Below are 24174 nucleotides of genomic sequence, written 5' to 3'. Positions count from 1 at the left end.
CTCCGGGGTACGGAGGGGTGGCGGCCGTCGGCCCGTGGGTCCGGGACGCCGGGGAGGGTGCCGGTGCGCTGCCGGCGCGCGAAGGCCGGGGCCGACGGAGTCGTGGCGCGGGGCGGGAATCGGACCGGGAGACGGGCCGGGACGCAGGGCATGGCGCGGGCGTTCATGACGCCTCCCTGCGTTCCGCGGTCGCCGCGGCCGTGTCCAGCAGCGCGGTGCCCACTATCAGGTCGGCGCCGCCGAACTCCGGGTCGTCCAGCTCCGTACCGTCGTCCACCGCGAACAGCAGTCGTCGTTCGCCCTGGCGGTAGGCGGTGCCGACAGGAGGGCTCGCCGCGTGCACCGCGAGCAGGGCGACCAGATAGGGCAGCTCGGGATCGCTGAGCCGGGCCTCGGCCAGGAGTCCGGAGAGCCTGCGGGGTGCGTCGTGCTCCAGGTCGAGCAGCGCCATGGCGTGCGCGAGCTGCTCCTCGCTGAACCTGCTGTCGTCGGGGGTGGCGATCAGGTCCGGCTCGGGCATCTCCGCGCCCAGGTGTTCGCGTTCCACGGGCGGCGAGAGCAGCATGTCCACGAGGTCACCGACCCGCACGGACGTGGGCGTACGCAGCCCTGTGCCGTTCGCGAAGAAGGCGTCCGTGGCGCGGATGGCCTGTTCGACGGGGAGCGGCAGCAGCGGCGTAACCAGCTGTCCGTACAGATCGAGGCCCGTCCGTGCCGTGGGGGCGGCGAAAGCCTGCCGGTCCTGCTCGGCGCGGAACAGCGGCCCGGCCTCCAGCAGCCTGGACTGGAGCTGGGTGTGGCGGCGGATGCAGTCCTTGACGATGTCGACGAGCTCGGCGGCGCGCCGCTTGTGCTCGGGGTCCTCGGCCTCGTCGCGCGACTTGCGGATGTTGGTGAGGATCGCGTTCTCGTGGCGGTAGCGGTCGGCGACGTGGTCCAGCGCTTCGGCGATCATGTCGGGGACGGTGTTCAGCCAGTCGACGGCGCGGACGTTGCGCCGGGTCGCCTCCAGGGTCCTGCGGAGCGTTTCCGCGTACTGCACGGTGCGGTAGCGGGCCTGTTCGGCGGCGAGCTGCGCGTCGGCGAGACGCCCGCGGCTGATCAGGACCTCCAGCTTCACCTCCGCGGCGATCTGTGCGCTGGTGACGTCCGTGTCGAGGGCGCCGACCAGGACGTTGACCGCCTCGTCGGTGGCGCGGAGGTAGACGCTGCCGCCGTAACCGGGGACTTCTTCGATGAGCTTGAAGTCGTAGTCCCTGCGGACGTAGACCCCGTCGGGTCCGAACGTGCCGTACACCGCGCGGAAGCCGCGGTCGACGCTCCCGACGTTGATCAGGTTCTCCAGCACCCAGCGGGCGACCCGCTCGTGCTCGGCGACCGGGCGCCGGGGGGCCTGTGCCCCGACCCGCGGCAGGAGTCTGGCCACTATCTGCTCGTGGTCGGCGCCCGTGTCGAAGTCCATGTTGAGCGTGACCAGGTCGATGGCGGCGAGGGCGACCTCGGCCATCGAGTAGACCGTGTACTCACCGGCGAGATTCGCCTTGCGCACGTCGAGGTCGTGCAGCGGCGCCGTGCAGGCGAGCGCGCGCAGCCGTCGCGAGAGCCCCTCATCGGCGGCGGGGCCCGGGGCGGGCCGCGGTCCCCCGCTGAGCTGGGGCGCAGCGTTGTCCGTGTAGGCAGGCGAAGTCACGTTGCACAGATTAGGTCCTCGCACCGACAACGGTCGAAACGGCGCAGAAGCGACCGACCGTCCTGGGGCGGCCGGGAGCCTCCGGAGGTCCCTGTGCGGGGCCCCGTCCCGTGGGCCAGGACCCGGATCAGCGGTCCTGCGGTGGTTCGGGGAGCCCGTAACCGCCACCGCCCGGAGTGCGCAGCACCAGTACGTCCCCGGCCGCCAGACCGGTGGTGTCGCAGCCCTCCAGGGGGGTCACCGTCGTACCGTCGGCGCGCTCGATGTGCTGGCTGCCCAGCGCGCCCGGTTCACCGCCGGCCATTCCGTACGGGGGCACGCGGCGGTGGCTCGACAGCAGCGCCACGGTGACCGGTTCGAGGAAGCGGATGCGGCGCTCGACTCCCTGGCCCCCGTGCCATCGGCCCGCCCCGGCGCTGTCCGTCCGTACGGCGAAGCTCTCCAGCAGGACCGGGTAGCGCCATTCCAGCACTTCGGGGTCGGTGAGCCGGGAGTTGGTCATGTGGGTCTGTACGGCGTCGGTGCCGTCGAAGCCGTCCCCCGCTCCCGATCCGCAGGCGACGGTCTCGTAGTACTGGACGCGCTCGTTGCCGAAGGTGAGGTTGTTCATCGTGCCGGAGCCCTCGGCCTGGACGCCGAGCGCCGCGTAGAGGGCGCCGGTGACGGCCTGGGAGGTCTCCACGTTGCCCGCGACGGTCGCCGCGGGGTGGGCGGGGGCCAGCATCGATCCTTCGGGCACGCGGACGTCCAGGGGCTTGAGGCAGCCGCTGTTGAGCGGGATGTCCTCGGCCACGAGCGTCCTGAAGACGTAGAGGACGGCGGCCATGACCACGGATTTCGGTGCGTTGAAGTTCCCGGGCTGCTGCGGCGAGGTGCCGGCGAAGTCCAGTACGGCACTGCGGGCCGCCCGGTCCACGGTCAGCTTCACCTCGATCACCGCGCCGTTGTCGGTCTCGTAGCGGTACGAGCCGTCGTCCAGACCGGCGACGATGCGGCGGACGGACTCCTCCGCGTTGTCCTGCACGTGACGCATGTACGCCTCGACGACGGCCGGTCCGAACCGGTCCGCCATGCGCCGCAGTTCACTGATGCCCTTCTCGTTGGCGGCGATCTGGGCGCGGAGATCGGCGAGGTTGGTGTCGGGGTCGCGCGAGGGGTACGCGGCGGTCGTCAGCAGCTCCCTCGTCGCGGCCTCCCGCAGCCTCCCGTCGCGTACGAGCAGCCAGTTGTCGAACAGGACGCCTTCCTCGTGGATCGTGCGGCTGAAGGCGGGCATGGAACCGGGGGAGATGCCGCCGATCTCGGCGTGGTGGCCGCGTGAGGCCACCAGGAAACGCGGCCCGCTCCCGGGTTCCCCGGGCGGCTCGTCGAACACGGGCGTCACCACCGTCACATCGGGCAGGTGGGTTCCGCCGTGGTACGGATCGTTGATCGCGTACACATCGCCGGGGCGCATGGTGCTCCCGTTGCGCCGCAGCACTTCCTTGATGGACTCCCCCATCGAGCCGAGGTGGACCGGGATGTGCGGGGCGTTGGCGATGAGGTTGCCGTCGGCGTCGAAGAGGGCGCAGGAGAAGTCCAGCCGCTCCTTGATGTTGACGGAGTGGGCGGTGTTCTCCAGGCGTACGCCCATCTGCTCGGCGATCGACATGAAGAGGCTGTTGAACACTTCCAGCATGACCGGGTCCACTCCGGTCCCCACGGCCGTGCGGTCGGGGCGCGGCCGGACCCGGGTCAGCACCAGGTGTCCGGTGGGGCCGGGAGACGCCTGCCAGCCGGGGTCGACGACGGTCGTGGCGTCGTTCTCGGCGATGATCGCGGGGCCGGTGACGGTGTCCGTCGTGCGGAGCTCCGTACGACGGAACAGACGGGCGTCCTGCCATCGTCCTTCGGTGAACATCCTCACGGTGTCGTGGGGTTGCGCCCCCTGACCACGGTCCGCCGGGTGTGCCGGGTCCCCGGGGTGTGCGGTGGGGCGGGGGCCTGCAGTTCCCGTGGCCTCCACCGAGACCGCTTCGACGACCAGCGGTTTGTCCATCGTGAAGCCGTAGCGTGCCCGGTGTGCGGCGAGGAACGTCCCGGTCATGGCGGGCACCGTGCCGAAGTCGACGGGGAGGCTCGCGTCCGTCCCCGCGTAGCGCAGGAGCACGCGGGCCCGGGTGGTGACGGCACGATCCGGTACGCCGTCGGCGCGGAGGTCGTCCCTGGTCCGGCCGGCCAGTTCCTCGCAGAGGGTCTCCAGACGGGTGAGGGACTCCTCGTCGAGTTCCGCCTCGACGGACCGCTCACGCATCGCGGTGGCGTCGGCGAGACCGATGCCGTACGCGGAGAGCACCCCGGCGAACGGGGGCACGAGGACGGTGTCGACGCCCAGGGCGTCGGCCACCGCGCACGCGTGCTGGCCGCCCGCACCGCCGAAGGCGGCCAGGGCGTAGCGCGTGATGTCGTGGCCGCGCTGTACGGAGATCTTCTTGACGGCGCTGGCCATGTTCAGCACGGCGATCTCCAGGAAGCCGGCCGCGACCTGGGCCGCCGTCCGCCTGCTCCCGGTGTCCCGCGCCACGTCCCGGGCCAGTGCCGCGAAGCGCTCGCGCACGGCCGTGGTGTCCAGGGGCTGGTCGCCCCGGGGTCCGAAGACGGCGGGGAAGTGCGCGGGCTGCACTCGCCCCAGCATCACGTTGGCGTCGGTGACGGTGAGGGGTCCGCCGCGGCGGTAGCAGGCGGGGCCCGGGTCGGCGCCCGCGGAGTCGGGTCCCACCCGGTAGCGACGGCCGTCGAAGTGCAGGACGGAACCGCCGCCCGCGGCGACGGTGTGGATGCTCATCATGGGTGCGCGCATCCGCACACCGGCCACCTGGGTACCGAGCTCGCGCTCGAACTCGCCCGCGTAGTGCGACACATCGGTGGACGTGCCGCCCATGTCGAAGCCGATGACGCGGTCGTGCCCGGCCTGTTCGGAGGTGCGGGCCATGCCGACGACACCTCCCGCGGGGCCGGAGAGCACGGCGTCCTTGCCCCGGAAGTGAGCGGCTTCCCGCAGTCCGCCGTTGGACTGCATGAACATCAGGCGGATGCCCCGGAGTTCACCGGCGACCTCGTCGACGTACCGGCGCAGGATCGGTGAGAGGTACGCGTCGACGACCGTGGTGTCGCCCCGCGGCACGAGCTTGATCAGGGGGCTGACCTCGTGGGAGCAGCTGACCTGCGTGAAGCCCAGGCCGCGGGCGGCGGCGGCGACGGCCGATTCGTGACCGGGGTGGCGGTAGCCGTGCATGAGCACGACGGCCGCGCTGGTGATCCCGTCGTCCTTCGCGGCCCTCAGCCGCTCGGTCACGGCCGGGAGGTCCAGCGGTTCGACGATCGTGCCGCGTGCGCCGACGCGCTCCGGCACCTCGATCACCCGCTCGTACACGGCCTCAGGGAGCAGGATGCGCCGGTCGAAGAGGCGGGGCCGGTTCTGGTACGCGATCCTCAGAGCGTCCCGGAAGCCTTCCGTGATGACGAGGACGGTCGGCTCGCCGGTCCGCTCCAGGAGCGCGTTGGTCGCGACGGTGGTGCCCATCTTCACGACGGAGATCCGGTCCGCAGGGACGGGTTCGTCAGGCCCCAGGCCGAGCAGGCGTCTGATCCCGGCCACGGCCGCGTCCCGGTAGCGGCCGGGGTCGTGCGAGAGGAGTTTGTGGCTGATCAGGCGGCCCTCGGGGTCCCGGCCCACCACATCGGTGAAGGTGCCGCCCCGGTCGATCCAGAACTCCCAGCGTCCGGTCATCCCTCCATTCTGGCGCGCGGCACGCGCGAGGGGGCGGGCGGCGCGGCAGCCATCCGGGCGGGGACGACGCTCCGGAGGTGCGTGCCGGAGACCGCCGCCCCGGCACGATCCGAGCGGCGGGGCCCGGGTCCCGCGGCACCGGGAGGGCGCCCGCCCTCACCTCCCCGAGACCGGCCCGGCCGCCCCGCTCACCGCCGCGCCCCGGCGCGCTCGTGGTGCCCCGGCACCTCGTGGGCCGCCAGGAAGGCGGCCACCGAGCGGTCCCAGCCGAAGAGTTCGGCCCGGGAGCGGGCCGCCGCACGGCGTTCCTGTTCCGGGCCGGCCAGCAGGGCGCGAACCGCTCCGGCGAATGCCTCACCCGTGTCCGCCGCGGCCGGTCCGGCGGCGCCGGCCACCTCCGGCAGGGCGGAGGCGGCGCTCACCACCACCGGGGTGCCGCAGGCGAGTGCCTCCAGCGCCGACAGGCCGAACGTCTCGGCGGGGCCCGGCGCCAGGCAGACGTCGGCGGCGGCCTGAAGGTCCGCCATCCGCTCCCGGTCGGACACGTGTCCCAGGAACTCGACCGGCAGGCCCTCGGTCCGGGCCCGCTGTGCCAGCCCCGCCCGCAGGGGCCCGTCTCCGGCGACGAGCAGCGCCGCCCGCACACCGAGGTCCCGCAGCACCGCCAGTGCGTCCAACGCCCGGCCGGGCCGTTTCTCCACCGAGAGGCGCGAACAGAGCAGCAGCAGTACGTCCTGGCCGTGCAGGTGCCGGGTACGCACCGCCGTACTCCGCCGCTCCGGGCGGCAGCGCAGCAGGTCCACACCGAGCGGGGCGCGCACCACGTTGCGTGCGCCGATCCGGACGAACTCGCGCTCCGCCCATCGCGTGGTACAGACGATCCGTGTGTAGGCGCGGGCGCTGCGGGCGTTGAGACCGTCGGCCGTGCGTGCCGCCGCCGCGGCGGGGACGGCCCAGGTGCGCAGGACCCCGTCCGCCGTCTCGTGGGAGACCATCACGGCGGGCGTCCTGGCTCGCCGCGCCCACTCGCCCGTCCACCGCAGCGTCGTACGGTCGGACACCTCCAGCCGGTCCGGGCGCAGGGTCTCCAGCAGGCCGGTGAGGCGTCGGCGGCCCGCCAGTACGCGGTAGCCGCCGGTGCCCGGCAGGACGGGGCCCGGGAGGGTGATCACCCGGCCCTGCGGTGTCCGCTCGTCGCGGGTGGCGGCGCCCGGCACGATCAGTACGGGCTCGTGTCCGGCGGCGAGGTAGCCACGGCCCAGTTCCTCCAGGGCCGTGCGCAGACCGCCGGACGCGGGCGTGACGAAGTTGGCCAGCCGTACGATCCTCAGTCCTTCGGGGCCGTGTGCGCCACGGGAGTTCACGCGGCCACCGCAGTCCGCTCGCGCAGCACCTCGTCGTAGTGGCCCAGGAGCCGGTCGCCTACGGCCTCCCAGGTGCGGCCCTCGACGGTGGCCCGTGCAGCCCGTCCGAAGGCCGCGGCGCGTACGGGGTCCGCGAGGAGTGAGCGGACCGCGGTGGCGACCGCGCCGGCGTCGTGCGGCGGGACCAGGAGCCCGGTGCGCCCGTGGTCGACCAGGTCGAGCGGCCCGCCCGCCGCCGGTGCGACCACTGGTACACCGGAGGCCATGGCCTCCTGCACCGTCTGGCAGAAGGTCTCGTACGGACCCGTGTGCGCGAAGACGTCCAGGGAGGCGAAGAGCCGGGCCAGCTCGTCACCGGTCCTGCGGCCGAGGAACGCGGCGCCGGGCAGGGCCGTACGCAGCGACGCCCCGCTCGGTCCGTCGCCGACGACCACGACCCGGACGCCGGGCAGGGCACAGGCCCCGGCGAGGAGTTCGACGTGCTTCTCCGGGGCGAGCCGTCCGACGTACCCGACGAGCTTCTCGCCGGCCGGAGCGAGGGTCCGGCGCAGTGCCTCGTCCCGCAGCTCCGGCCGGAACCGCACGGTGTCGACGCCGCGCGGCCACAGGTGCACCCGGGGCACTCCGTGCTCGGTGAGGTCGCGCAGGGCGGCGGTGGAGGGGGCGAGGGTACGGTCGGCGGCGCTGTGCACGGCGCGCATCCGGCGCCAGGCGGTGTTCTCGCCGGTGCCCAGATACGTACGGGCGTAGCCGGCCAGGTCGGTCTGGTAGACGGCCACGGTCGGAAGCCCCAGCCGGGTGGCGACGGCCATGCCCCGCACGCCGAGCACGAACGGCCCGGCCAGGTGGACGAGTTCGGCGCGGTGCGCGGTGAGGGCGGCCGCGAGGCGGCGGCTGGGGAGGGCCACCCGGACCTGCGGATAGCCGGGCAGCGGCAGGGAGGGCACGCTCACCACGGGGCACGGCGGGCCGGGCTCGTGCGTGCCGGGCTCCGCCGGGTTCCTGGCGGAGGCCGTCGCCCCGGGCGTGGCCGGGGCTATGACGAGCGGATGGTGACCGCGGGCGGCGAGGTGCCGTGCGGTCTGCAGGGTGCTGTGGGCCACCCCGTTGACATCGGGCGGGAAGGACTCGGTGACGATGACGACACGCATACCCGTGTTGTCGCCGCGCCGGACGTGCCTGGGCCGACTTGGATCTTTCCGCCCGGGGAACGTCCTATGAGCGTTTGCGCCGCGCCCCGCCGACGCGCCCGCCGGCGGGTGCTCCGTCAGACGGCGGGGGCGTCGGGCCCGATCCTGCTGCGCACCGCCGTCTGCACCTCGGCCTCCTCGGCCGGGTCAGCGGCCAGCCGCCGCAGGCGTTCGGCCACCCTGATGTCACCGGTCTCCGCGTGCAGGGCGGCGACCTCCCGGGTGGTCTCCTCGCAGTCCCACAGGCATTCGACGGCGAAGCCGGTGGGGAAGGAGGGGTCGGTCGCGGCCAGGGCCCGGGCGGCCCGTCCGCGCAGGTGCGAGGAGGACGTCTCGCGGTAGACGTGGCGCAGTACGGGCGCGGCGCAGGCGATGCCCAGCCGGCCGGTGCCGTCGACGAGGGTCCACAGGCGCGGGGTGTCGGGGCCCTCGCCCCGTACCGCCTCGCGCAGGGCGCCGAGGACGAACGGGGCGTCCTGCGACCCGCCGCGGCAGGCGAGCACTCCGGCGGCCGAGGCTCCGAGCGCGTCCGGCCGGTGTGCCCAGCGGCGGGCCCGGCCCACCGCCGCTTCGCCGCACATCCGCTCGAAGGCGCCGACCGCGGCTTCGGCGACGGTGCGCGAGGGGTCGGCGGCGGCGGCCTCGATCAGGTCGAGGACGGCGGGGTCCCCGGCCTCGGCGAGGTAGTGGAGCGAGGCGCAGCGGGCGCCCTCGGGGCCGCTGCGGGCGGCCTCCACGATCAGGGACCGGTCGTCGGGGCCGGCGACGGCGGACAGGCAGCGGGCTGCCGGTACGTGGAGGACGCTGCCCCGCTCCAGGCCCTGCTGGGCCCAGTCGAACACGGCCTGGACGCTCCAGCCGGGGCGGGGGCCGCCGGGTCGCATCTGGCGCTGCCAGCGGTCGAACGAGCCCTGTTCGGAGGCTGCCCGGACCCGGGCGCCGACCTCGTCCCGCGGGTCGTCGGCCCACAGCCGCCAGGGGCGCGGCTCGAAGGCGTCGCGGACGACCGCGGCGAGTTCGGCGGTTCCCTCGGGGGTGGTGGGGAAGCGGCCGAGTACGGGCACGGCGAGGGAGCGCAGCCCGGCGTCGTCGTCGCGCAGGGCGAGCTCGTCGAGTGCCCAGGCCCAGTTGGAGCCGGTGGCCGCGTACCGCCGCAGCAGGGCGAGCGCGTCCTCGCGTCCGTACGAGGCGAGGTGGCCGAGGACCGCGAGGGCCAGGCCGGTGCGGGAGTCATCGGTGTCGAGGTGGTCCTCGAGATCGCACAGGTGCCGTTCGATCTCTTCGATGCCGCCGTCGAGGTCGAGGTACAGGCGCGCGTAGTAGAGGGAGCGGTTCTCGACCTGCCAGTCGTGACGCGGATCGCTCAGGACACAGTGGTTGAGAGCCGCCAGGGCCTCGGGCCGCGGTGCGGCGAGTGCGTGGAGCGTGCCGTCGCCGCGGCCCCTCTGCAGCAGGCCGAGCAGGGTGCCGCTCGGCGCTATGAACGGATCAAACATGGAAAAAGCCTCACATCAAGCTGTCGACGCAACCGGGACTGTGCAGTTCCAGGTGCCGGGGGGCACCGGGGCCGGCCCTAGGCCGCGCAGCAACATGATCGGCCGACCGCCGTCTTCTGCCTGGTGTAGACCATCTTCCTCTGCCTCTCGTCGGTGGTCCTGAGCGGACCCGCGACGTCATGATGACCCAGCCATTTCGCCACCGCGACCACATTTACGGCGCAACGGTCGTCGAATGCGCCGGTGAGCGCCCCGGCAGGCACCTGCGCGCTCACCTCAGCGGGCCCCGAAGAGTTCCAGCAGGTCGGCCTTGCCGAACATGCGCGCCGTGTCGAGCGCGGACGGTGTGCCCGACGCCGGGTCCGCCCCCGCCTCGAGCAGTGCCTCGATCACGGCGTTCTCGCCCTTGAAGACGGCGCCCGCCAGCGGGGTCTGCCCCCGGTCGTTGGCCCGGTCCGGGTCGGCGCCCCGGCCGACGAGGGCGGTGACCGCGTCGGCGTGCCCGTGGTAGGCGGCGAGCATGAGCAGCGAGTCACCGCGGTCGTTGGTGAGGTTCGCGGGCACGCCCGCGTCGACGTACGCGGCGAGCGCGTCGGTCTCACCGCGGCGGGCCAGGTCGAAGACCTTGGCCGCCAGCTCGACCACCTCGGGATCGGGGGTTTCGCTCATCGGACGGACCGCCTTCCATAACCGTTGTCACTGCCGTTGACCTGGTGGGGAGTACGGCGGGGGGCCGTACGAGTGAATCGACAGGGTACTGCTCCCGTGCCGACATGACCCGGCCCCCATGAGGCAAAGGATCACCGTGAGCGGCCCGTTTCGGTCACGGAACGTCAATGTGTTCCGCGGGGAGAACCATCTCTTGTCCGCCAGTCAAGTGAAAATGCCAGCTTTTCACTCAATTGCACCTTTTATCGTATAGATACTTCCCGTAATCCTGGAAGGACTCATGGTGACTGTCCCCTCCAACCAGGAGAACGACTCATGATCCTTTCCATCTCGGGCGTCGTACTGCTCGGCATCATCGTCTTTCTGTTCTTCAAGAAGGACGGCCTCAAGGCATCGCACGCCATGATCTGCGCCCTGTTCGGCTTCTATCTGGCCGGCACCGCCATCGCACCGAGCATCACGGCGGGCGGGGCGAGCCTCGCCGGCCTGCTCGGCGGGATCAAGTTCTGACGCTCAGCGACCGTTCCCACCCCTTCAGGAGACCGACGTGGCCCGGCGACCACTCCCCCGCATTCTGAGCAGCGGCAGCGCATCGATCACTCGCGGTCGAGAGATCGCGCGTACGGCCGCCGACAACGCCACCGACGTCCTCCATCCGCTGATCACGATCGCTCGTGGTCTGCGGCTGCTGGCCGCAGCAGGACGGCACAAGTGGGCCGCGACTCCCAAGGACCGGCGTGGTCCCACGCTGTTCCTCGCCGCGGCCTGCGTACTCGTGGTGGCGCTCATCCCGTACGGGCCTCTGCTGGCCGTGATCACGGTGATGAGCGCCGCTGCGTGGAAGGGGCGGGACCGTGCGCCCGCGAAGACCGGCCCCGACGAGGCGGAGGCCGGCCGGCTCCAGGCCCTGTACGAGGCGCTCGTGCCGTACTTCTCGACGGCCGACGACCCCAGTCCGCTGTTCTCCCACGGCGGCGACTGGGAGAAGGGCTTCGGCAGTCACACCTTCGACGCCGACGGGCGCCTCACCAGCCTCCAGGTGAACTATCCCCCGTACTTCACCGACAGCGAGCCGGCCTCCCGCACCCGGATCGAGCAGCTGCTCCAGGCCAAGTCCGGCCGCGGCCGCGAATACCACTTCGCCTGGGACGAGGAGAGCAACCACCTCGTCATGACCGTGCTCGACGCCCTGCCCGTCTCGATCGCCGCCCAGCGCTTCGTGACGGCACCCGGTGAGACCGTGCTGGGTTTCACCGACGCCGACTCCGTGCAGCGCACCGTGCCCGTGCAGGACGGCGACGGCACGCGGGACGCGCCACCGGTCGTCTGGCGCACCGGAGCCCGCTCCACCGAGCCCCATCTCCTCGTTGTGGGACAGCCCGGCAGCGGCACCACCACCCTGATGCGCTCCATCGCGCTCCAGGCGCTCCAGCACGGCGACCTCATCGTCGTCGAGGGCAGCGGCACCGGCGAGTACGGCTGCCTGGCCGGGCGCACCGGAGTGCTGGCCGTGGAGTGCGGCCTCGCCGGGGCGCTCGCGACGCTCGAATGGGCCGCCCACGAGACGGAGCGGCGGCTGATCGCCGCCAACCGGGCCCGCCAGGCCGGACATCCCGCACCCGAGGACACCAAGCGTCCGCTGTGGATCCTGCTGGACCGGCCGAGCGTCCTCGGCCATCTGGCCGCCGCCGACGGCAGGCCCGACCCCCAGGAGCTCCTTCAGGTACCGCTCCGGCACGGCAGGGCCGCCGGGGTCACCGTCGTCCTGGCGGACCAGTTCGACAGCACCGGCTCACTGTCCGAGACCGTACGGACCCATACCCGCGCCAGGGCGGTCCTCGGCCCGGCCGCGCGCGACCAGATCGAGGCCGTACTCGGCGCGGAGCCGCACACGACCCCGACCCCGGACGTCCCCCCGGGCCGGGGCTACGTGCGTCTGGGTACGGGACCGGTCCTGCGGCTCCAGGTGCCCGCCACGCCCGACCCGTACGACGACGCCACCAGCGAGGCCCATCGCAAGGCCGTACTCGGCCTGCTGCCCGGCCGGCAGTCCGCCGCCGACGACGAGTCCGCGACCGCGGCCGTCCCCGTGGCCGTCGAGGCTGCCCCCGCCGAGCCCGCGCCCCGGGACCCGCTGATCGGCGCGCCGGCGATCGCCGAGGGGTGACGCAGGCACGACGAACGGCTGGTGGGCGGGTGGGGACCGTGTGTCCGCCACCCGCCCACCGGCCGTTCCCGCCCCTCAGGCCACGAACGTCCTCGGCGCCTCGGCCCCCGCACTCGCGCCCGAGCCGACCAGTTCCGCCGCCGCCGCGAGCCGCAGGGCCGCCTCGTCCGCCACCGGACCACCCACGGTGAACGGCAGCCGCACATAGCCCTCGAAGGCACCGTCGACCCCGAACCGGGGCCCGGACGGCACCCGCACGCCGACCCGCTCCCCCGCCACGGCCAGCCGCGATCCGGAGAGTCCCCCCGTACGCACCCAGAGGGTGAGCCCGCCGCGCGGCACCTCGAACTCCCACTCGGGCAGCTCCCGGCGCAGGGCCCGCACCAGGTCGTCCCTGTTCTCCCGGGCCTGAGCGCGCCGGACCTCCACGGCCTGCTCCCAGCCGCCCGTCCGCATAAGCCAGTTGATGGCGAGCTGCTCCAGTACCGGGGTGCCCATGTCCGCGTAGGCGCGGGCCGCCACGAGACTGCGGATCACGTCCGGCGCCGCGCGCACCCAGCCGATCCGCATCCCGGCCCAGAACGCCTTGCTCGCGGAACCGACTGTCAGGACGGTGCTGCCCGCCGGGTCGAAGGCGCAGACCCGGCGCGGCATGTCGACGTCCGCGTCGAGGTAGAGCTCGTTCATGGTCTCGTCGACGACGAGGACCGTACCGGCGGAGCGTGCCGCGTCGACGAGGTCGCGCCGCTGCTGCTCGTCGGCGAGCGCCCCGGTCGGATTGTGGAAGTCCGCGACCACGTACGCGAGGCGGGGCGCCGCGTCGCGCAGGACCTGACGCCAGCGGTTCATGTCCCAGCCGCCGAGGCCCTCCTCCATGGCGACCGGCACCAGCCGGGCGCCTGCCTCCCTCATCAGCTGGAGGATGTTGGCGTACGAGGGCGACTCGACCGCGATCCGTTCGCCCCGCCCGGCGAACAGGTGACAGATCGCGTCGATGGCGCCCATCGCCCCGGTGGTGACCATGATCTGTTCGGGCATCGTCGCGATGCCGCGCTCGGTGTAGCGGGCGGCGATCATCTGACGCAGGGCGGGCAGCCCCGCCGGGTAGTCGCCGTGGGTGTGCGCGTAGGGCGGCAGTTCCTCCAGGGCGCCCTGCACCGCCCGGGTCAGCCAGGGCTCGGGCGCGGGCAGCGAGGCGCAGCCCAGGTCGATCATCGAGCCGAGGGACTCCGGGGGCAGCGGTTCGAGGCCGCGTGCGGGCAGCGGGTTGCCCGCGGGCACCGCGGTCCAGCTGCCGGCGCCGCGGCGGGACTCCAGGAAGCCTTCGGCCCGCAGTGCCTCGTAGGCGGCGGCGACGGTCGTGCGGCTGACGGAGAGGGCGAGCGCCAGTTCCCGTTCGGCGGGCAGACGCGCGGCGACCGGGACCCGGCCTTCGAGGACGAGCAGCCGTACGCCGTCGGCGAGCGCGCGGTAGGCGGGCTGCTTGCGGCTGCCGGGCCCGGCGGGCCGGTCATGCTGGGCCTGAAGCTGCCGCGCGAGCTGCGCCGCGCCGACCGTTGAGGTCCACTGCGCCATGGAAATCAGTCCACCTTCCTCAGATTGGCCATAGTTGGCAGCCAATCCCTCGCCACAGAGTGACATGCAGCAGTCCACTTCCACCACACCAGGGGCACCACTTGTCCAGTACCACCGGCCGGAGCCGCACCCATATCGCTCGGCGACTGTTCATGCTGTACGCGGGTCTGGCCCTGTACGGGGCGAGCTCGGCGCTCCTGGTCCGTGCCGAACTGGGTCTGGAACCGTGGGGCGTGCTGCACCAGGGCCTCAACGAGCTGACCGGCCTCTCCATCGGCGTCGTCTCGATCGTCGTCGGCGCGGTCGTGCTGCTCCTGTGGATTCCGCTCAGGCAGCGCCCCGGCCTCGGCACCGTCTCCAACGTCCTCGTCGTCGGCCTCGCGATCGACGGCACGCTCGCCGTCGTTCCGTCGATCCACGGGCTCGGCGCCCAGATCCCGGCGATGGCCGCCGGCATCGTGCTCAACGGTGTGGCGACGGGGCTGTACATCGCCGCCCGGTTCGGCCCCGGCCCGCGCGACGGGCTGATGACCGGCCTCAACCGCCGCACCGGGCGCTCCGTCCGGCTGGTCCGTACGGCGATCGAGGTGGCCGTCGTGGCGACCGGATTCCTGCTCGGCGGCTCACTGGGTGCCGGGACGGTCCTCTACGCCCTGGCGATCGGCCCGCTCGCCCAGTTCTTCCTGGGCCTGTTCGCCACCCCCGAGCCCACCAAGGTCACCACCGGGGCCGCCGAGCCGTCACCCGAGCAGGCGATACTGCCGCAGTGACCCAAGGACGCCACCCCTACCTGGACCATCCCTCGACGATTCCGTTCGCCCACCGCGGCGGAGCGGCGGAGGGCCTGGAGAACACCGTGGCGGCCTTCCGCCGGGCCGCGGACGCGGGCTACCGCTACTTCGAGACGGATGTGCACACCACGTCGGACGGCCGGCTGGTGGCCTTCCACGACGCCACGCTCGACCGGGTGACGGATACCAGGGGGCGGATTTCCGAGCTGCCGTGGAGCGAGGTGTCCCGGGCCCGCGTGGCGGGCCGCGAGCCCCTGCCGCTCTTCGAGGACCTGCTGGAGGAGTTCCCGGACGCCCGGTGGAACGTCGACATCAAGGCCGGACCCGCCCTCGTCCCGCTCATCGACCTCATCCGCAGGACCGACGCCTGGGACCGGGTGTGCGTCGGCTCGTTCTCGGAGTCCCGGGTGGCCCGGGCGCACCGCCTGGCGGGCCCGCGCCTGGCGACCTCGTACGGCGTGCGAGGCATCCTGGGCCTGCGGCTGCTCTCGTACGGGATCCCGGCGGCGCTCCGGGCGGGCGCCGTGTGCGCGCAGGTCCCGGAGAGCCAGTACGGCATCCGGGTGGTGGACCGCGATTTCGTCCGGACGGCGCACGCGCGAGGGCTCCAGGTGCACGTGTGGACGGTGAACGCCCCGGAACGGATGGCGGCTCTCCTCAACCTCGGAGTGGATGGCATCATGACCGATCACATCGAGACGCTGCGCACGGTACTGAGCGAGCGGGGGGCCTGGGCCTGACGCCGGGCCGTCCGCGACGGCACGGCGACGAGCGAGGGGGCGCGGTGTGAGCACCGGTACCGCAGGAACGGCCGATCCGGCGGAGCGGCCCGCGGCGGCCGAGGACCGTCGCCGCGAGCAACGCGGCTGGTACTTCTACGACTTCGCCTGCTCCGTCTATTCGACGAGCGTCCTCACCGTGTTCCTCGGCCCCTATCTGACGTCGGTCGCCAAGGCGGCCTCCGATGCCGAGGGCTACGTGCACCCGCTGGGCATACCCGTGCGGGCCGGGTCGCTGTTCGCGTACGCCGTTTCGGTGTCCGTGGTCGTGGCCGTCCTGCTGATGCCGGTGGTGGGTGCCGCAGCGGACCGCACGGGCCGCAAGAAGCCCCTGCTGGCCGTCGCCGCCTATACGGGCGCGGCGGCCACGGCCGGCATGTTCTTCCTGGACGGCCACCGCTATCTGCTCGGGGCGTTCCTCCTGATCGTGGCCAACGCCTCGATCTCGGTGTCGATGGTGCTGTACAACTCCTACCTCCCGCAGATCGCGGAACCCGACGAGCGGGACGCCGTCTCCTCCCGGGGCTGGGCCTTCGGGTACACCTCGGGCGCACTCGTCCTGGTGCTGAATCTCGTCCTCTACACGGGGCACGACTCCTTCGGCCTCTCCGAGTCCGAGGCGGTGCGGATCTGCCTCGCCTCCGCCGGTGTCTGGTGGGGCGCCTTCACCGTCGTACCCCTGCGGCGGCTGCGGGACCGGCAGGTGCGCCCCGACGGCCGGGGCGCGGTCGGTTCCGGCTGGAAGCAGTTGCTGGCGACGCTCCGCGACATGCGGCGGCACCCCATGACGCTGTCGTTCCTGCTCGCCTATCTCGTCTACAACGACGGAATCCAGACGGTGATCTCGCAGGCGTCGCTGTACGGCTCCGAGGAGCTGGGCCTCGACCAGACGACGCTGATCACGGCGGTACTGCTGGTGCAGGTACTGGCGGTGGCGGGCGCGCTCGGGATGGGGCGGCTCGCCCGGGTGTACGGCGCGAAGCGCACGATCCTCGCCTCCTTGATCGTCTGGACGCTGATCCTTCTCGCCGCGTATGTCCTTCCGGCGGGTGAACCGGTCTTCTTCTACTCCCTGGCGGCGACCATCGGCCTGGTTCTCGGCGGCAGCCAGGCCCTGTCGCGCTCGCTCTTCTCCCACCTGGTGCCGCGCGGCAAGGAGGCCGAGTACTTCTCCGCGTACGAGATGAGCGACCGCGGGCTGAGCTGGCTGGGGCCCCTGGTGTTCGGCCTCGCGTACCAGCTGACCGGCAGTTATCGGGATGCGCTGCTCTCGCTGTTGATCTTCTTCGCGCTCGGTACGGTGCTGTTGGCGCGGGTGCCGGTGCGGGCCGCTGTGGCGGCGGCGGGCAACCCCGTTCCGGCCAGGATTTAGACGTTGAAGTGAAAGGCCGGTAGTGTACGCCTTTGGCCTGCCCGGAGGACCGTTACTGCGAGCGGAAGAAGCCAAACTGTTGGGTGACAACTTCTGCCAGATGTGACAAACCGGGCATTGGTGGGTACCTAAACCCTGGAAACCCAGTACAAGCAGCGGCACGACGGGCGACGCAGACCGGCAACGGGAATCTTTACCGCCGACCGGACGTTGACCGGATGACGACGACAGCGACACCTGTCCTGTGGGCGACAAGCCCGGGAGGCACGATTCATGAGTGAGCGAGCTCTCCGCGGCACGCGACTCGTGGTTACCAGCTACGAGACGGACCGCGGCATCGATCTGGCCCCGCGCCAGGCGGTGGAGTACGCATGCCAGAACGGACATCGATTTGAGATGCCGTTCTCGGTAGAGGCGGACATTCCGCCGGAGTGGGAGTGCAAGGCGTGCGGCGCCATGGCACTCCTGGTGGACGGGGATGGCCCCGAGGAGAAGAAGGGCAAGCCTGCGCGTACGCACTGGGACATGCTCATGGAGCGGCGCACCCGCGAGGAGCTTGAGGAGGTGCTGGCCGAGAGGCTGGCGGTTCTGCGCTCCGGAGCCATGAACATTGCCGTGCACCCGCGGGACAGCAGGAAGTCTGCCTGACCGCGTACAGCCGCACAGATAGCAAGAGCCGAGGGCCTGGACACACAGTGTGTGTCCGGGCCCTCGGCTCTTGGCGCTGCCCACACCCCGGGGGGCCGGGCAGTGAGGGGATCAGGGAGTCAGCGGCGGCCTGGGCCCCTCGTCGCGGGGCCGGGCCCGAGTGCCGTCCTCACGGATGACCTCGCCCTGCACTACCTTGCCGTCCGGCCGGTGCATCCGGGCCTGCTGGAAGGCGTCCGAGAGGCTGCCCGGAGACGCTGCCCGCATACGGCGTTCGAGGGACCTCTCCGTGTAGCGCCCGAGCGCGGTCCGGACGGGCGGCAGCAGCAGGAGGAGGCCGGCCACGTCCGAGATCATGCCCGGGATCATCAGGAGCAGCCCGCCCAGCATCAGGAAGCCGTTGCCCTTGCGGCCCGGGGCGGGGCCGGGCGTCACGGCGGAGGCTCCCGGCCCGCCGGGCACCTGCTGGAGCGTCTCGGTGAGACTGCGGAAGGCGCGTCGGCCCGCGCTCTTCATCACCACGGCACCGAACACGGCCCCGGCCACCAGGAGCAGTAGCACGACGAAACCGCTGGCCGCTTCCGCGACCACGGTCAGCAGCCAGATCTCCAGCACCACCCAGGCGGCGAGGGCCAGGGGCAGCAGCGTGCGGGCGCGTGAGCGCCGTGGACGTTTGGGGGGCGGTGTGCCGGTCGTCATGCCCCCAGTGTGCCCGTACGGACGTGCAAACGGCGTAAGGGGGTGATCATGACGCCGCGACGGCGTGCGGTCAGGTTGCCTTGCGGCCCAGGACCTTGTTCGCCCGGCTCGTGATGCCCCAGCCGGTGACCCGCCACAGCGCCTCGACGAGGATGTCGCGGCTCATCTTCGAGTCGCCGATCTCGCGTTCCATGAAGGTGATCGGGACCTCGACGACGTGATAGCCCGCCTCGACGGAGCGTCTGGCCAGGTCGACCTGGAAGCAGTAGCCCTGCGAGGCGACCTCGTCGAGTCCGAGGCCGGCCAGCGTCTCCGTACGGAAGGCGCGGTAGCCCCCCGTGACGTCCCGCACGGACAGCCCCAGCAGCATCCGGGAGTAGAGGCTGCCGCCGCGTGAGATGACCTCGCGGTGCTTGGGCCAGTTCACGACCCGGCCGCCGGGCACCCAGCGGGAACCGAGGACGAGGTCGGCGCCCTTCAGCGCGGTGAGCAGCCGGGGCAGCTCCTCGGGCTGGTGCGAGCCGTCGGCGTCCATCTCCACCAGGACGCCGTAGCCGTTCTCGGTGCCCCAGCCGAAACCCGCCAGATAGGCGGCGCCGAGCCCTTCCTTGCCCTTGCGGTGCAGGACGTGCACGTTACTGTCGCCCGCCGCGAGCTCGTCGGCGACCTTGCCGGTGCCGTCGGGGCTGTTGTCGTCGGCGACCAGGATGTCGGCATCCGGAACGGCGGCGCGCACCCGGCCAACGATGAGCCCGATGTTCTCGGCCTCGTTGTAGGTCGGAATGATGACCAGGACTCTGCCGAGCGGGCCGTACTGCCGCTGACCGCCGTCGTTCACAACTGCCCCTTAAAGTCCGTACGCAGGTGACCACCATATCCAGCGCCCCGGCGCCGGGCGCCGACGCGGTCGCGGGGCGCCGGAACGCGGGACCGGACAGAAGCACGGAACTACGGACAGAACTGCGGATCGGGGCCCGGTGTCCTTCGGGCCGGCCTGGGACCCGCTGGCTGCGGGTCGACCGAAAGCCGTTGTCTACTGAACGTCCGGGCCCCACCCGGGTCGCACCCTCCGTCCGGCTGAAACCTTCCCTCGCCCCCGAGGCGCGGGCGCTGAACCTGGCTGTCAGTGATGGTGCGCCGGTGCGGCACACCACCTCATGACCCAGCGGCGTTCGACGACTGCGTGGACGTTTAACCGGACGGACGTCCTGTGGTGGACTCGGCCGAACCTACCGGCCGGTGGGCGCGTTCTGTCAATAGCCGTTTGACCTGCGCCTTTTAACCAAACCGGCTGGTCAGTGACGAAGATCCGCAGGTCGCGGCAGAGCGGACCGGCCTTCGGTCGGCGGTACGAAATGTCCGCACGTCACTCGTTCGGCCGTACGTAGACAGTTTGTCCGAAGACCACGGTGCGCAGACAGACCGGAAGCTCGGCACCGGGAGTGAGATCCGGCAGGCCAGGGGTGCCGGACCGGGGGTCGGTCGACCAGCGGGCGACCCGGTCGTCGGGGGCCTGGACCACCAGTTCGGACGTACGCCAGATTGCGTAGTCGGCCGGGGCGCCGGGCACGAGAACGCCGGCGTCGTCGCGGCCGACGGCCCGCCAGCCGCCGCGGGTGTGGGCGGTGAATCCGGCCCGCACGGAGATCCGGTGCTCGGGCGTCCGGTGGAACGCGGCCGCCCGGACGGTGCCCCACGGGTCGAGGGGGGTGACCGGGCTGTCCGAGCCGAAGGCCAGGGGGACGCCGGTGCGCAGGAGCGCCGCGTACGGGTTCAGGGTCCTGGCCCGCTCGACGCCCAGGCGCTGGGCGTACATCCCGTCCTCGCCGCCCCAGGCGGCGTCGAAGGCGGGCTGTACGGAGGCGGTGAGGCCGAGCTCGGCGAAGCCGGCGATGGTCTCCGGGGTGAGCATCTCGACGTGCTCGACGCGGTGCCGGGCGGCACGGACGCGGGCGAGCCCGAGGGTCTCGGACGCGGCCCTGACGCCCGCCACGACGGCGGCGACGGCCGCGTCCCCGATGGCGTGGAATCCGGCCTGGAGTCCGGCCTCGGTGCAGGCCGTGACATGGGCGGCGATCTCGGCGGCGTCCAGATGGGCGCTGCCGGTGTGCGGGGCGTCCGCGTACGGCTCGTGGAGGCAGGCGGTGTGGGAGCCCAGGGAGCCGTCGACGAAGAGGTCACCGGCCGCCCCGATCGCCCCGAGCTCACGGATACGACGGGCGCCCTTCTCGTCGCTGATGCGCTCGGCCCAGTAGCCGTGCACCCTCGGCCCCGGCTGCTCGGCGGCGAGCGCGAGCAGTCCGGTGAAGTCGTCCTCGTCGGAGATGTCGGGTCCCGCGCACTCGTGGACCGTGCCGATGCCCAGCGAGGCGGCGTGCCGCAGGGCGGCGCGCTGGGCCTCCGTGCGCTGGCGCGACGACAGCGCGCCGTGCGCCGCCGAGCGCACGGCGTGGTGGGCGGGGCCGGTGAGGGGCGCGTCGGGGTGGTATCCGGCGAGTTCGGTGACGCCGGGAACCAGGTCCAGGAGGGCGGTCGTGACGACCGCTGAGTGCACGTCGATCCGGGGCAGGTAGACGGGCCGGCCGCCGGCCGCGGCGTCGAGCTCGGTGCGCGAGGGAGGACGCTGCTCGGGCCAGCGCGTGGCGTCCCAGCCGTGGCCGAGCAGAACCCGGTCCCCGGGGTGCGTGTTCACATACGCGCGGACGAGGGCGAGGGCGTCGGGGAGGCTGCGGGCGCCGGACAGGTCGAGTCCGGTGAGGGCCAGGCCGGTGGACGTGGTGTGGACGTGGGCGTCGGTGAAGGCAGGGGTGACCAGGGCCCCGTCGAGGTCGATCACCTCGTCGACGCCGCTCGCGAAGGCGTCGGCCGCCCCTTCGGAGCCCACCCAGGCGACGTGCCCGCGTTCGACGACCATCGCGGTGGCGAACGGGTCGGCTGGACTGTGGACGTCTCCACCGCGCAGCAGCACGGTGCGGTGGTCGCTCTGGGGGGCGGTGCTCTCGGTCATGGGACCAGTCTCGCGCCTGTCCGGCGCGCGCCCGTCCGCGGCCCCCTCAGATGTGCGGCGGCCGCGCCTCGTACGGGGTGGAGAGGACGACGGTCGTGCGGGTCGAGACGCCCGCCAGCGTGCGGATGCGGGTGAGCAGGTGCTCCAGTGCGAGGGGGGTCGCCACCCGTACCTTGAGGATGTAGTTCTCGTCGCCCGCCACGCTGTGGCACGCCTCGAGTTCCGGCACCTCGGCGAGCCGCTCCGAGATGTCGTCGGGTGCGCTGGGGTCGAACGGTTTCACCGAGATGAACGCGGTGAGGGGCAGGCCGACGGCCTCGGGGTCGACGACCGCGGCATAGCCCCGGATCACCCCGCGCTGCTCCAGCCGGCGGACACGCTGATGAACGGCCGAGGTGGACAGGCCCGTGGCCTTGCCCAGGTCGGTGTAGCTCATCCGCCCGTCCTTGACGAGCAACTCCACAATCTGACGGTCCAGCTCCTCCATGCGGATCAACCTATGCCCCAGGCCCCTTCCGGCACAGCCGTAAAAGCTCTGGAAGGGCACCTGCGGCGGGCATGTGACGAATGCCACAGGTTTACGGATGGGTAGCGGACGGCCTCACGGTTACGGCCCGCGCACGGCGGGAAGTGCTTGCTGTGGCCGAGGCCACGGCGCCTCGCCGGCCCACCCGAGGGGGGAATTCCCATGCAGAGCCTGAAGCTCACCGGACGTACCGAACCGGAACCTGTTGATCCGGATGACGACGCCGCACTCGACGCGTACGACACATTCGAGATGTACCGGGTGATCTGCCCGGACTGCTCGCAGCCGATCGCGCTCCTGGCGGACGAGGACATCCTGCCGGAGCACGCGCTGTGCCCGAGCCCGTGGAACCCGTTCGTCCTCACGGTCTGCGCGGGCACGGGCCGCTCCGCGGCCAAGGCGCGGCCCGCCGACGAGTCGCTCGACGCCCAGGAGCAGGAAACGGCGCTGCTGCTGACGCTCCCCCAGGGTCTCGACTGGCGGATGCAGCCGTTCTCGCACGCCGGCGGCGTCGGTTCGCGCCCGCTGCGGATTCCCCAGATGCGGCGTCACGCCGCCTGACGCACCCCTGTCGCACCGCACCACGACGGCCCGGCCGCCGTGGTGCCGGCAGCCACCACCGGCAGCCGCGCGGCGACAGCCACTCACCGGCCGGTCCCCATCGGGCCGGCACGGCGAAGAGCCCGGACGCGACAGCCCGGAGCGGCACATCCACCTGGCGAACGGGCGCTCTAACAGGCCTGGCAGTGACCCGTCCCCGGCTTCCGGCGTTGGTCCTGCATGACCATGCTGCATTCCACGGCCGGCCCCGGTCGACGCCGTCTCGTCGCTCCGGCTCCCGAAGAATCGGTTCCGCAGCCCGGCCCGCAGCCCGGCCCGACACCGCTGCCCCGGCCGGAGCAGCAGCCGCAACAGCGCCCCGAGCCCCAGCCCACGACCCGGGCGACCGGCCGGTCGGGTCTGCCGTACTCGGCCGACCCGCCCATCTACCGGGCCATGCTGCGTCATTGGGAGAGTGCGGGGCGGACACTGCCGGGCCGCAACGACACGGAGTGGAACCGGATCATGACGACGCCCGTGTGGTCGGACCGCCCCGCTCGCGTCAGCGCGTCTCGGGTCCCGCGAGGTGACGTGCGATGACCATGCGCTGGATCTGGTTGGTGCCTTCGACGATCTGAAGCACCTTGGCCTCGCGCATCAGGCGCTCGACGGGGAAGTCGAGCGTGTAGCCGTAGCCGCCGAGCACCTGGACGGCGTCCGTGGTCACCCGCATGGCCGCGTCCGTGCAGAACAGCTTCGCCATCGCCGCCTCCCGGGAGAACGGCCGGCCGGCGTCGCGCAGGCGGGCAGCCGCCAGGTAGAGCGACCGTCCAGCCTCGATCTGGGTGGCCATGTCGGCGAGCATGAACCTCAGCCCCTGGAAATCGGCGATGGGCCGGCCGAACTGGCGCCTCCCGGTGGCGTATCCGACCGCCTCCGTGAGGGCCGCCTGGGCCACACCGATGGCGCAGGCCGCGATCCCCAGCCGCCCGGAGTCGAGCGCGGACAGGGCGATGGCGAAGCCCTGCCCCTCCTCACCGATGCGACGGGAGCCGGGAATCCTGACGCCGTCGAAGTTCAGCTGGGCGGTGGGCGAGCCCTTCATGCCCATCTTCTTCTCGGGGAGGGCCGCGTTCAGACCTTCGGCGTCACCCGGGACGAGGAAGGCGGTGATGCCACGGGGACCGTCGACGCCCGTGCGTGCCAGCACCGTGTAGAAGTCGGCGATACCGCCGTGGGTGATCCACGCCTTCGTGCCCGTGAGCACCCAGTCCTCGCCGTCGCGCACGGCCTTGGTGCGCAGCGAGGCGGCATCCGAGCCGGACGCCGGCTCGGAGAGGCAGTAGGCGCCCAGGAGGCCGCCGGAGAGCATCGCCGGGAGGTGTGCGGCCTGCTGCTCCTTGGTGCCGTATCCGGCGAGGGCGTGGCAGGCCAGCGAGTGGACGCTGACGCCGAGGCCGACGGTGAGACGGGCCGCGGCGAGCTCTTCCAGGACCTGGAGGTACACCTCGTACGGCTGGTCACCGCCGCCGTGGTCCGAGTCGTAGGGCAGTCCGAGCAGTCCGGACTCGGAGAGCAGGGTGAAGGCCTCGCGCGGGAACAGGCCCGCTTCCTCCTCCTCGGCCGCGCGGGGCGCGATCTCCCTGGACACGATGTCGCGGACGAGCGCGACGAGCTGCCGGGACTCCTCGGTGGGCAGGCTGCGTTCCACCAGCTGCGGGGCACGGTCGGACATGACAGCGCTCTCCTCCCTGTCGGGCGTAGCGGCGGTCGCACGCGCGGGGTAGGAGCGGCGCCGCCGGGTGATCCCGGGCATCGCCCGGAAATACATGACTCCCCAACCGATCCTGCCCTCTCGGATCACAAGAGGCGCTGGCCAGCGGCTGTGGCGG

19 protein-coding genes are annotated in these 24174 nt (G+C 72.4%); 7 read left to right on the top strand and 12 right to left on the bottom strand.

Annotation, left to right across the window (positions count from 1 at the left end; translation table 11 throughout):
- Nucleotides 1-163: 163 nt before the first annotated feature.
- From ACFWSK_RS21630 to ACFWSK_RS21605, 6 genes are all read right to left on the bottom strand, one after another.
- Nucleotides 164-1690, bottom strand: a complete 1527-nt coding sequence (locus ACFWSK_RS21630) for a hypothetical protein (RefSeq protein WP_383788595.1) — start codon at nt 1688-1690, stop codon at nt 164-166.
- 127 nt (nt 1691-1817) lie between these two features.
- Entirely contained in the window at nt 1818-5459 is a 3642-nt protein-coding gene (locus tag ACFWSK_RS21625; RefSeq protein WP_383788593.1) for a hydantoinase B/oxoprolinase family protein, read from the bottom strand.
- A 188-nt stretch (nt 5460-5647) separates the two neighbouring features.
- Nucleotides 5648-6823, bottom strand: coding sequence for a glycosyltransferase (locus ACFWSK_RS21620; protein ID WP_383788590.1), 1176 nt, complete (start codon nt 6821-6823; stop codon nt 5648-5650).
- On the bottom strand, nt 6820-7974 hold the full coding sequence (locus tag ACFWSK_RS21615; protein WP_383788587.1) for a glycosyltransferase family 4 protein: 1155 nt from the start codon (nt 7972-7974) through the stop codon (nt 6820-6822). The genes ACFWSK_RS21620 and ACFWSK_RS21615 overlap by 4 nt, the downstream gene beginning before the upstream one ends.
- Before the next feature lie 116 nt (nt 7975-8090).
- Nucleotides 8091-9509 (bottom strand): HEAT repeat domain-containing protein, encoded by a 1419-nt coding sequence (locus ACFWSK_RS21610; protein ID WP_383788584.1) that lies wholly within the window; start codon nt 9507-9509, stop codon nt 8091-8093.
- A gap of 276 nt (nt 9510-9785) precedes the next feature.
- The gene (locus ACFWSK_RS21605; RefSeq protein WP_383788582.1) at nt 9786-10178 is read right to left on the bottom strand and encodes an ankyrin repeat domain-containing protein; all 393 of its coding nucleotides are present in this window, start codon (nt 10176-10178) and stop codon (nt 9786-9788) included.
- Nucleotides 10179-10493: 315 nt separating this feature from the next.
- On the opposite strand from ACFWSK_RS21605, the gene ACFWSK_RS21600 reads away from it, so the two are divergent.
- Both ACFWSK_RS21600 and ACFWSK_RS21595 read left to right on the top strand, forming a co-directional pair.
- On the top strand, nt 10494-10688 hold the full coding sequence (locus ACFWSK_RS21600; protein WP_185301971.1) for a hypothetical protein: 195 nt from the start codon (nt 10494-10496) through the stop codon (nt 10686-10688).
- A gap of 37 nt (nt 10689-10725) precedes the next feature.
- On the top strand, nt 10726-12345 hold the full coding sequence (locus tag ACFWSK_RS21595; RefSeq protein ID WP_383788579.1) for a hypothetical protein: 1620 nt from the start codon (nt 10726-10728) through the stop codon (nt 12343-12345).
- A gap of 75 nt (nt 12346-12420) precedes the next feature.
- Here ACFWSK_RS21595 and ACFWSK_RS21590 read toward each other — a convergent pair whose 3' ends face one another.
- The gene (locus tag ACFWSK_RS21590; protein ID WP_383788577.1) at nt 12421-13920 is read right to left on the bottom strand and encodes a PLP-dependent aminotransferase family protein; all 1500 of its coding nucleotides are present in this window, start codon (nt 13918-13920) and stop codon (nt 12421-12423) included.
- A gap of 101 nt (nt 13921-14021) precedes the next feature.
- Between ACFWSK_RS21590 and ACFWSK_RS21585 the strand changes: the two genes are divergently transcribed.
- From ACFWSK_RS21585 to ACFWSK_RS21570, 4 genes are all read left to right on the top strand, one after another.
- On the top strand, nt 14022-14690 hold the full coding sequence (locus tag ACFWSK_RS21585) for a YitT family protein (RefSeq protein WP_383788574.1): 669 nt from the start codon (nt 14022-14024) through the stop codon (nt 14688-14690).
- Complete coding sequence (locus ACFWSK_RS21580; protein ID WP_383788571.1) at nt 14687-15451, top strand: glycerophosphodiester phosphodiesterase; 765 nt, start codon at nt 14687-14689, stop codon at nt 15449-15451. The genes ACFWSK_RS21585 and ACFWSK_RS21580 overlap by 4 nt, the downstream gene beginning before the upstream one ends.
- A 46-nt stretch (nt 15452-15497) precedes the next feature.
- Nucleotides 15498-16862: an MFS transporter gene (locus ACFWSK_RS21575; RefSeq protein WP_383788568.1), complete on the top strand. Its 1365-nt coding sequence runs from the start codon at nt 15498-15500 to the stop codon at nt 16860-16862.
- Nucleotides 16863-17135: 273 nt separating this feature from the next.
- The gene (locus ACFWSK_RS21570) at nt 17136-17510 is read left to right on the top strand and encodes an RNA polymerase-binding protein RbpA (protein WP_031146696.1); all 375 of its coding nucleotides are present in this window, start codon (nt 17136-17138) and stop codon (nt 17508-17510) included.
- A 111-nt stretch (nt 17511-17621) separates the two neighbouring features.
- On the opposite strand, the gene fxsA is transcribed toward ACFWSK_RS21570, so the two are convergent.
- The 4 genes from fxsA to ACFWSK_RS21550 form a co-directional block, all read right to left on the bottom strand.
- Nucleotides 17622-18209 carry an FxsA family membrane protein gene (gene fxsA / locus ACFWSK_RS21565; RefSeq protein ID WP_383788566.1) on the bottom strand — a complete coding sequence of 196 codons (588 nt, stop codon included), beginning with the start codon at nt 18207-18209 and terminating at the stop codon, nt 17622-17624.
- A 70-nt stretch (nt 18210-18279) separates the two neighbouring features.
- A complete protein-coding gene (locus ACFWSK_RS21560) occupies nt 18280-19047 on the bottom strand; it encodes a polyprenol monophosphomannose synthase (protein WP_383788563.1) in 768 nt (255 codons plus the stop codon).
- 528 nt (nt 19048-19575) lie between these two features.
- Nucleotides 19576-21216, bottom strand: a complete 1641-nt coding sequence (locus ACFWSK_RS21555) for an amidohydrolase (protein ID WP_383788560.1) — start codon at nt 21214-21216, stop codon at nt 19576-19578.
- Between the two features lie 46 nt (nt 21217-21262).
- Complete coding sequence (locus tag ACFWSK_RS21550) at nt 21263-21703, bottom strand: Lrp/AsnC family transcriptional regulator (protein WP_383788557.1); 441 nt, start codon at nt 21701-21703, stop codon at nt 21263-21265.
- Nucleotides 21704-21904: 201 nt separating this feature from the next.
- Here ACFWSK_RS21550 and ACFWSK_RS21545 point away from each other — a divergent pair, with 201 nt between their 5' ends.
- Entirely contained in the window at nt 21905-22303 is a 399-nt protein-coding gene (locus ACFWSK_RS21545; protein WP_383788554.1) for a hypothetical protein, read from the top strand.
- A 541-nt stretch (nt 22304-22844) separates the two neighbouring features.
- Here the strand turns inward: ACFWSK_RS21545 and ACFWSK_RS21540 are convergent.
- Entirely contained in the window at nt 22845-24017 is a 1173-nt protein-coding gene (locus ACFWSK_RS21540; protein ID WP_383788551.1) for an acyl-CoA dehydrogenase family protein, read from the bottom strand.
- Nucleotides 24018-24174 lie beyond the last annotated feature (157 nt).

The sequence above is a fragment of the Streptomyces sp. NPDC058620 genome (genome assembly GCF_042717135.1).
Taxonomy (GTDB): domain Bacteria; phylum Actinomycetota; class Actinomycetes; order Streptomycetales; family Streptomycetaceae; genus Streptomyces.
Note: the sequence above shows the minus strand (reverse complement) of the source record. Positions and strands in the feature narration are given on the sequence as shown.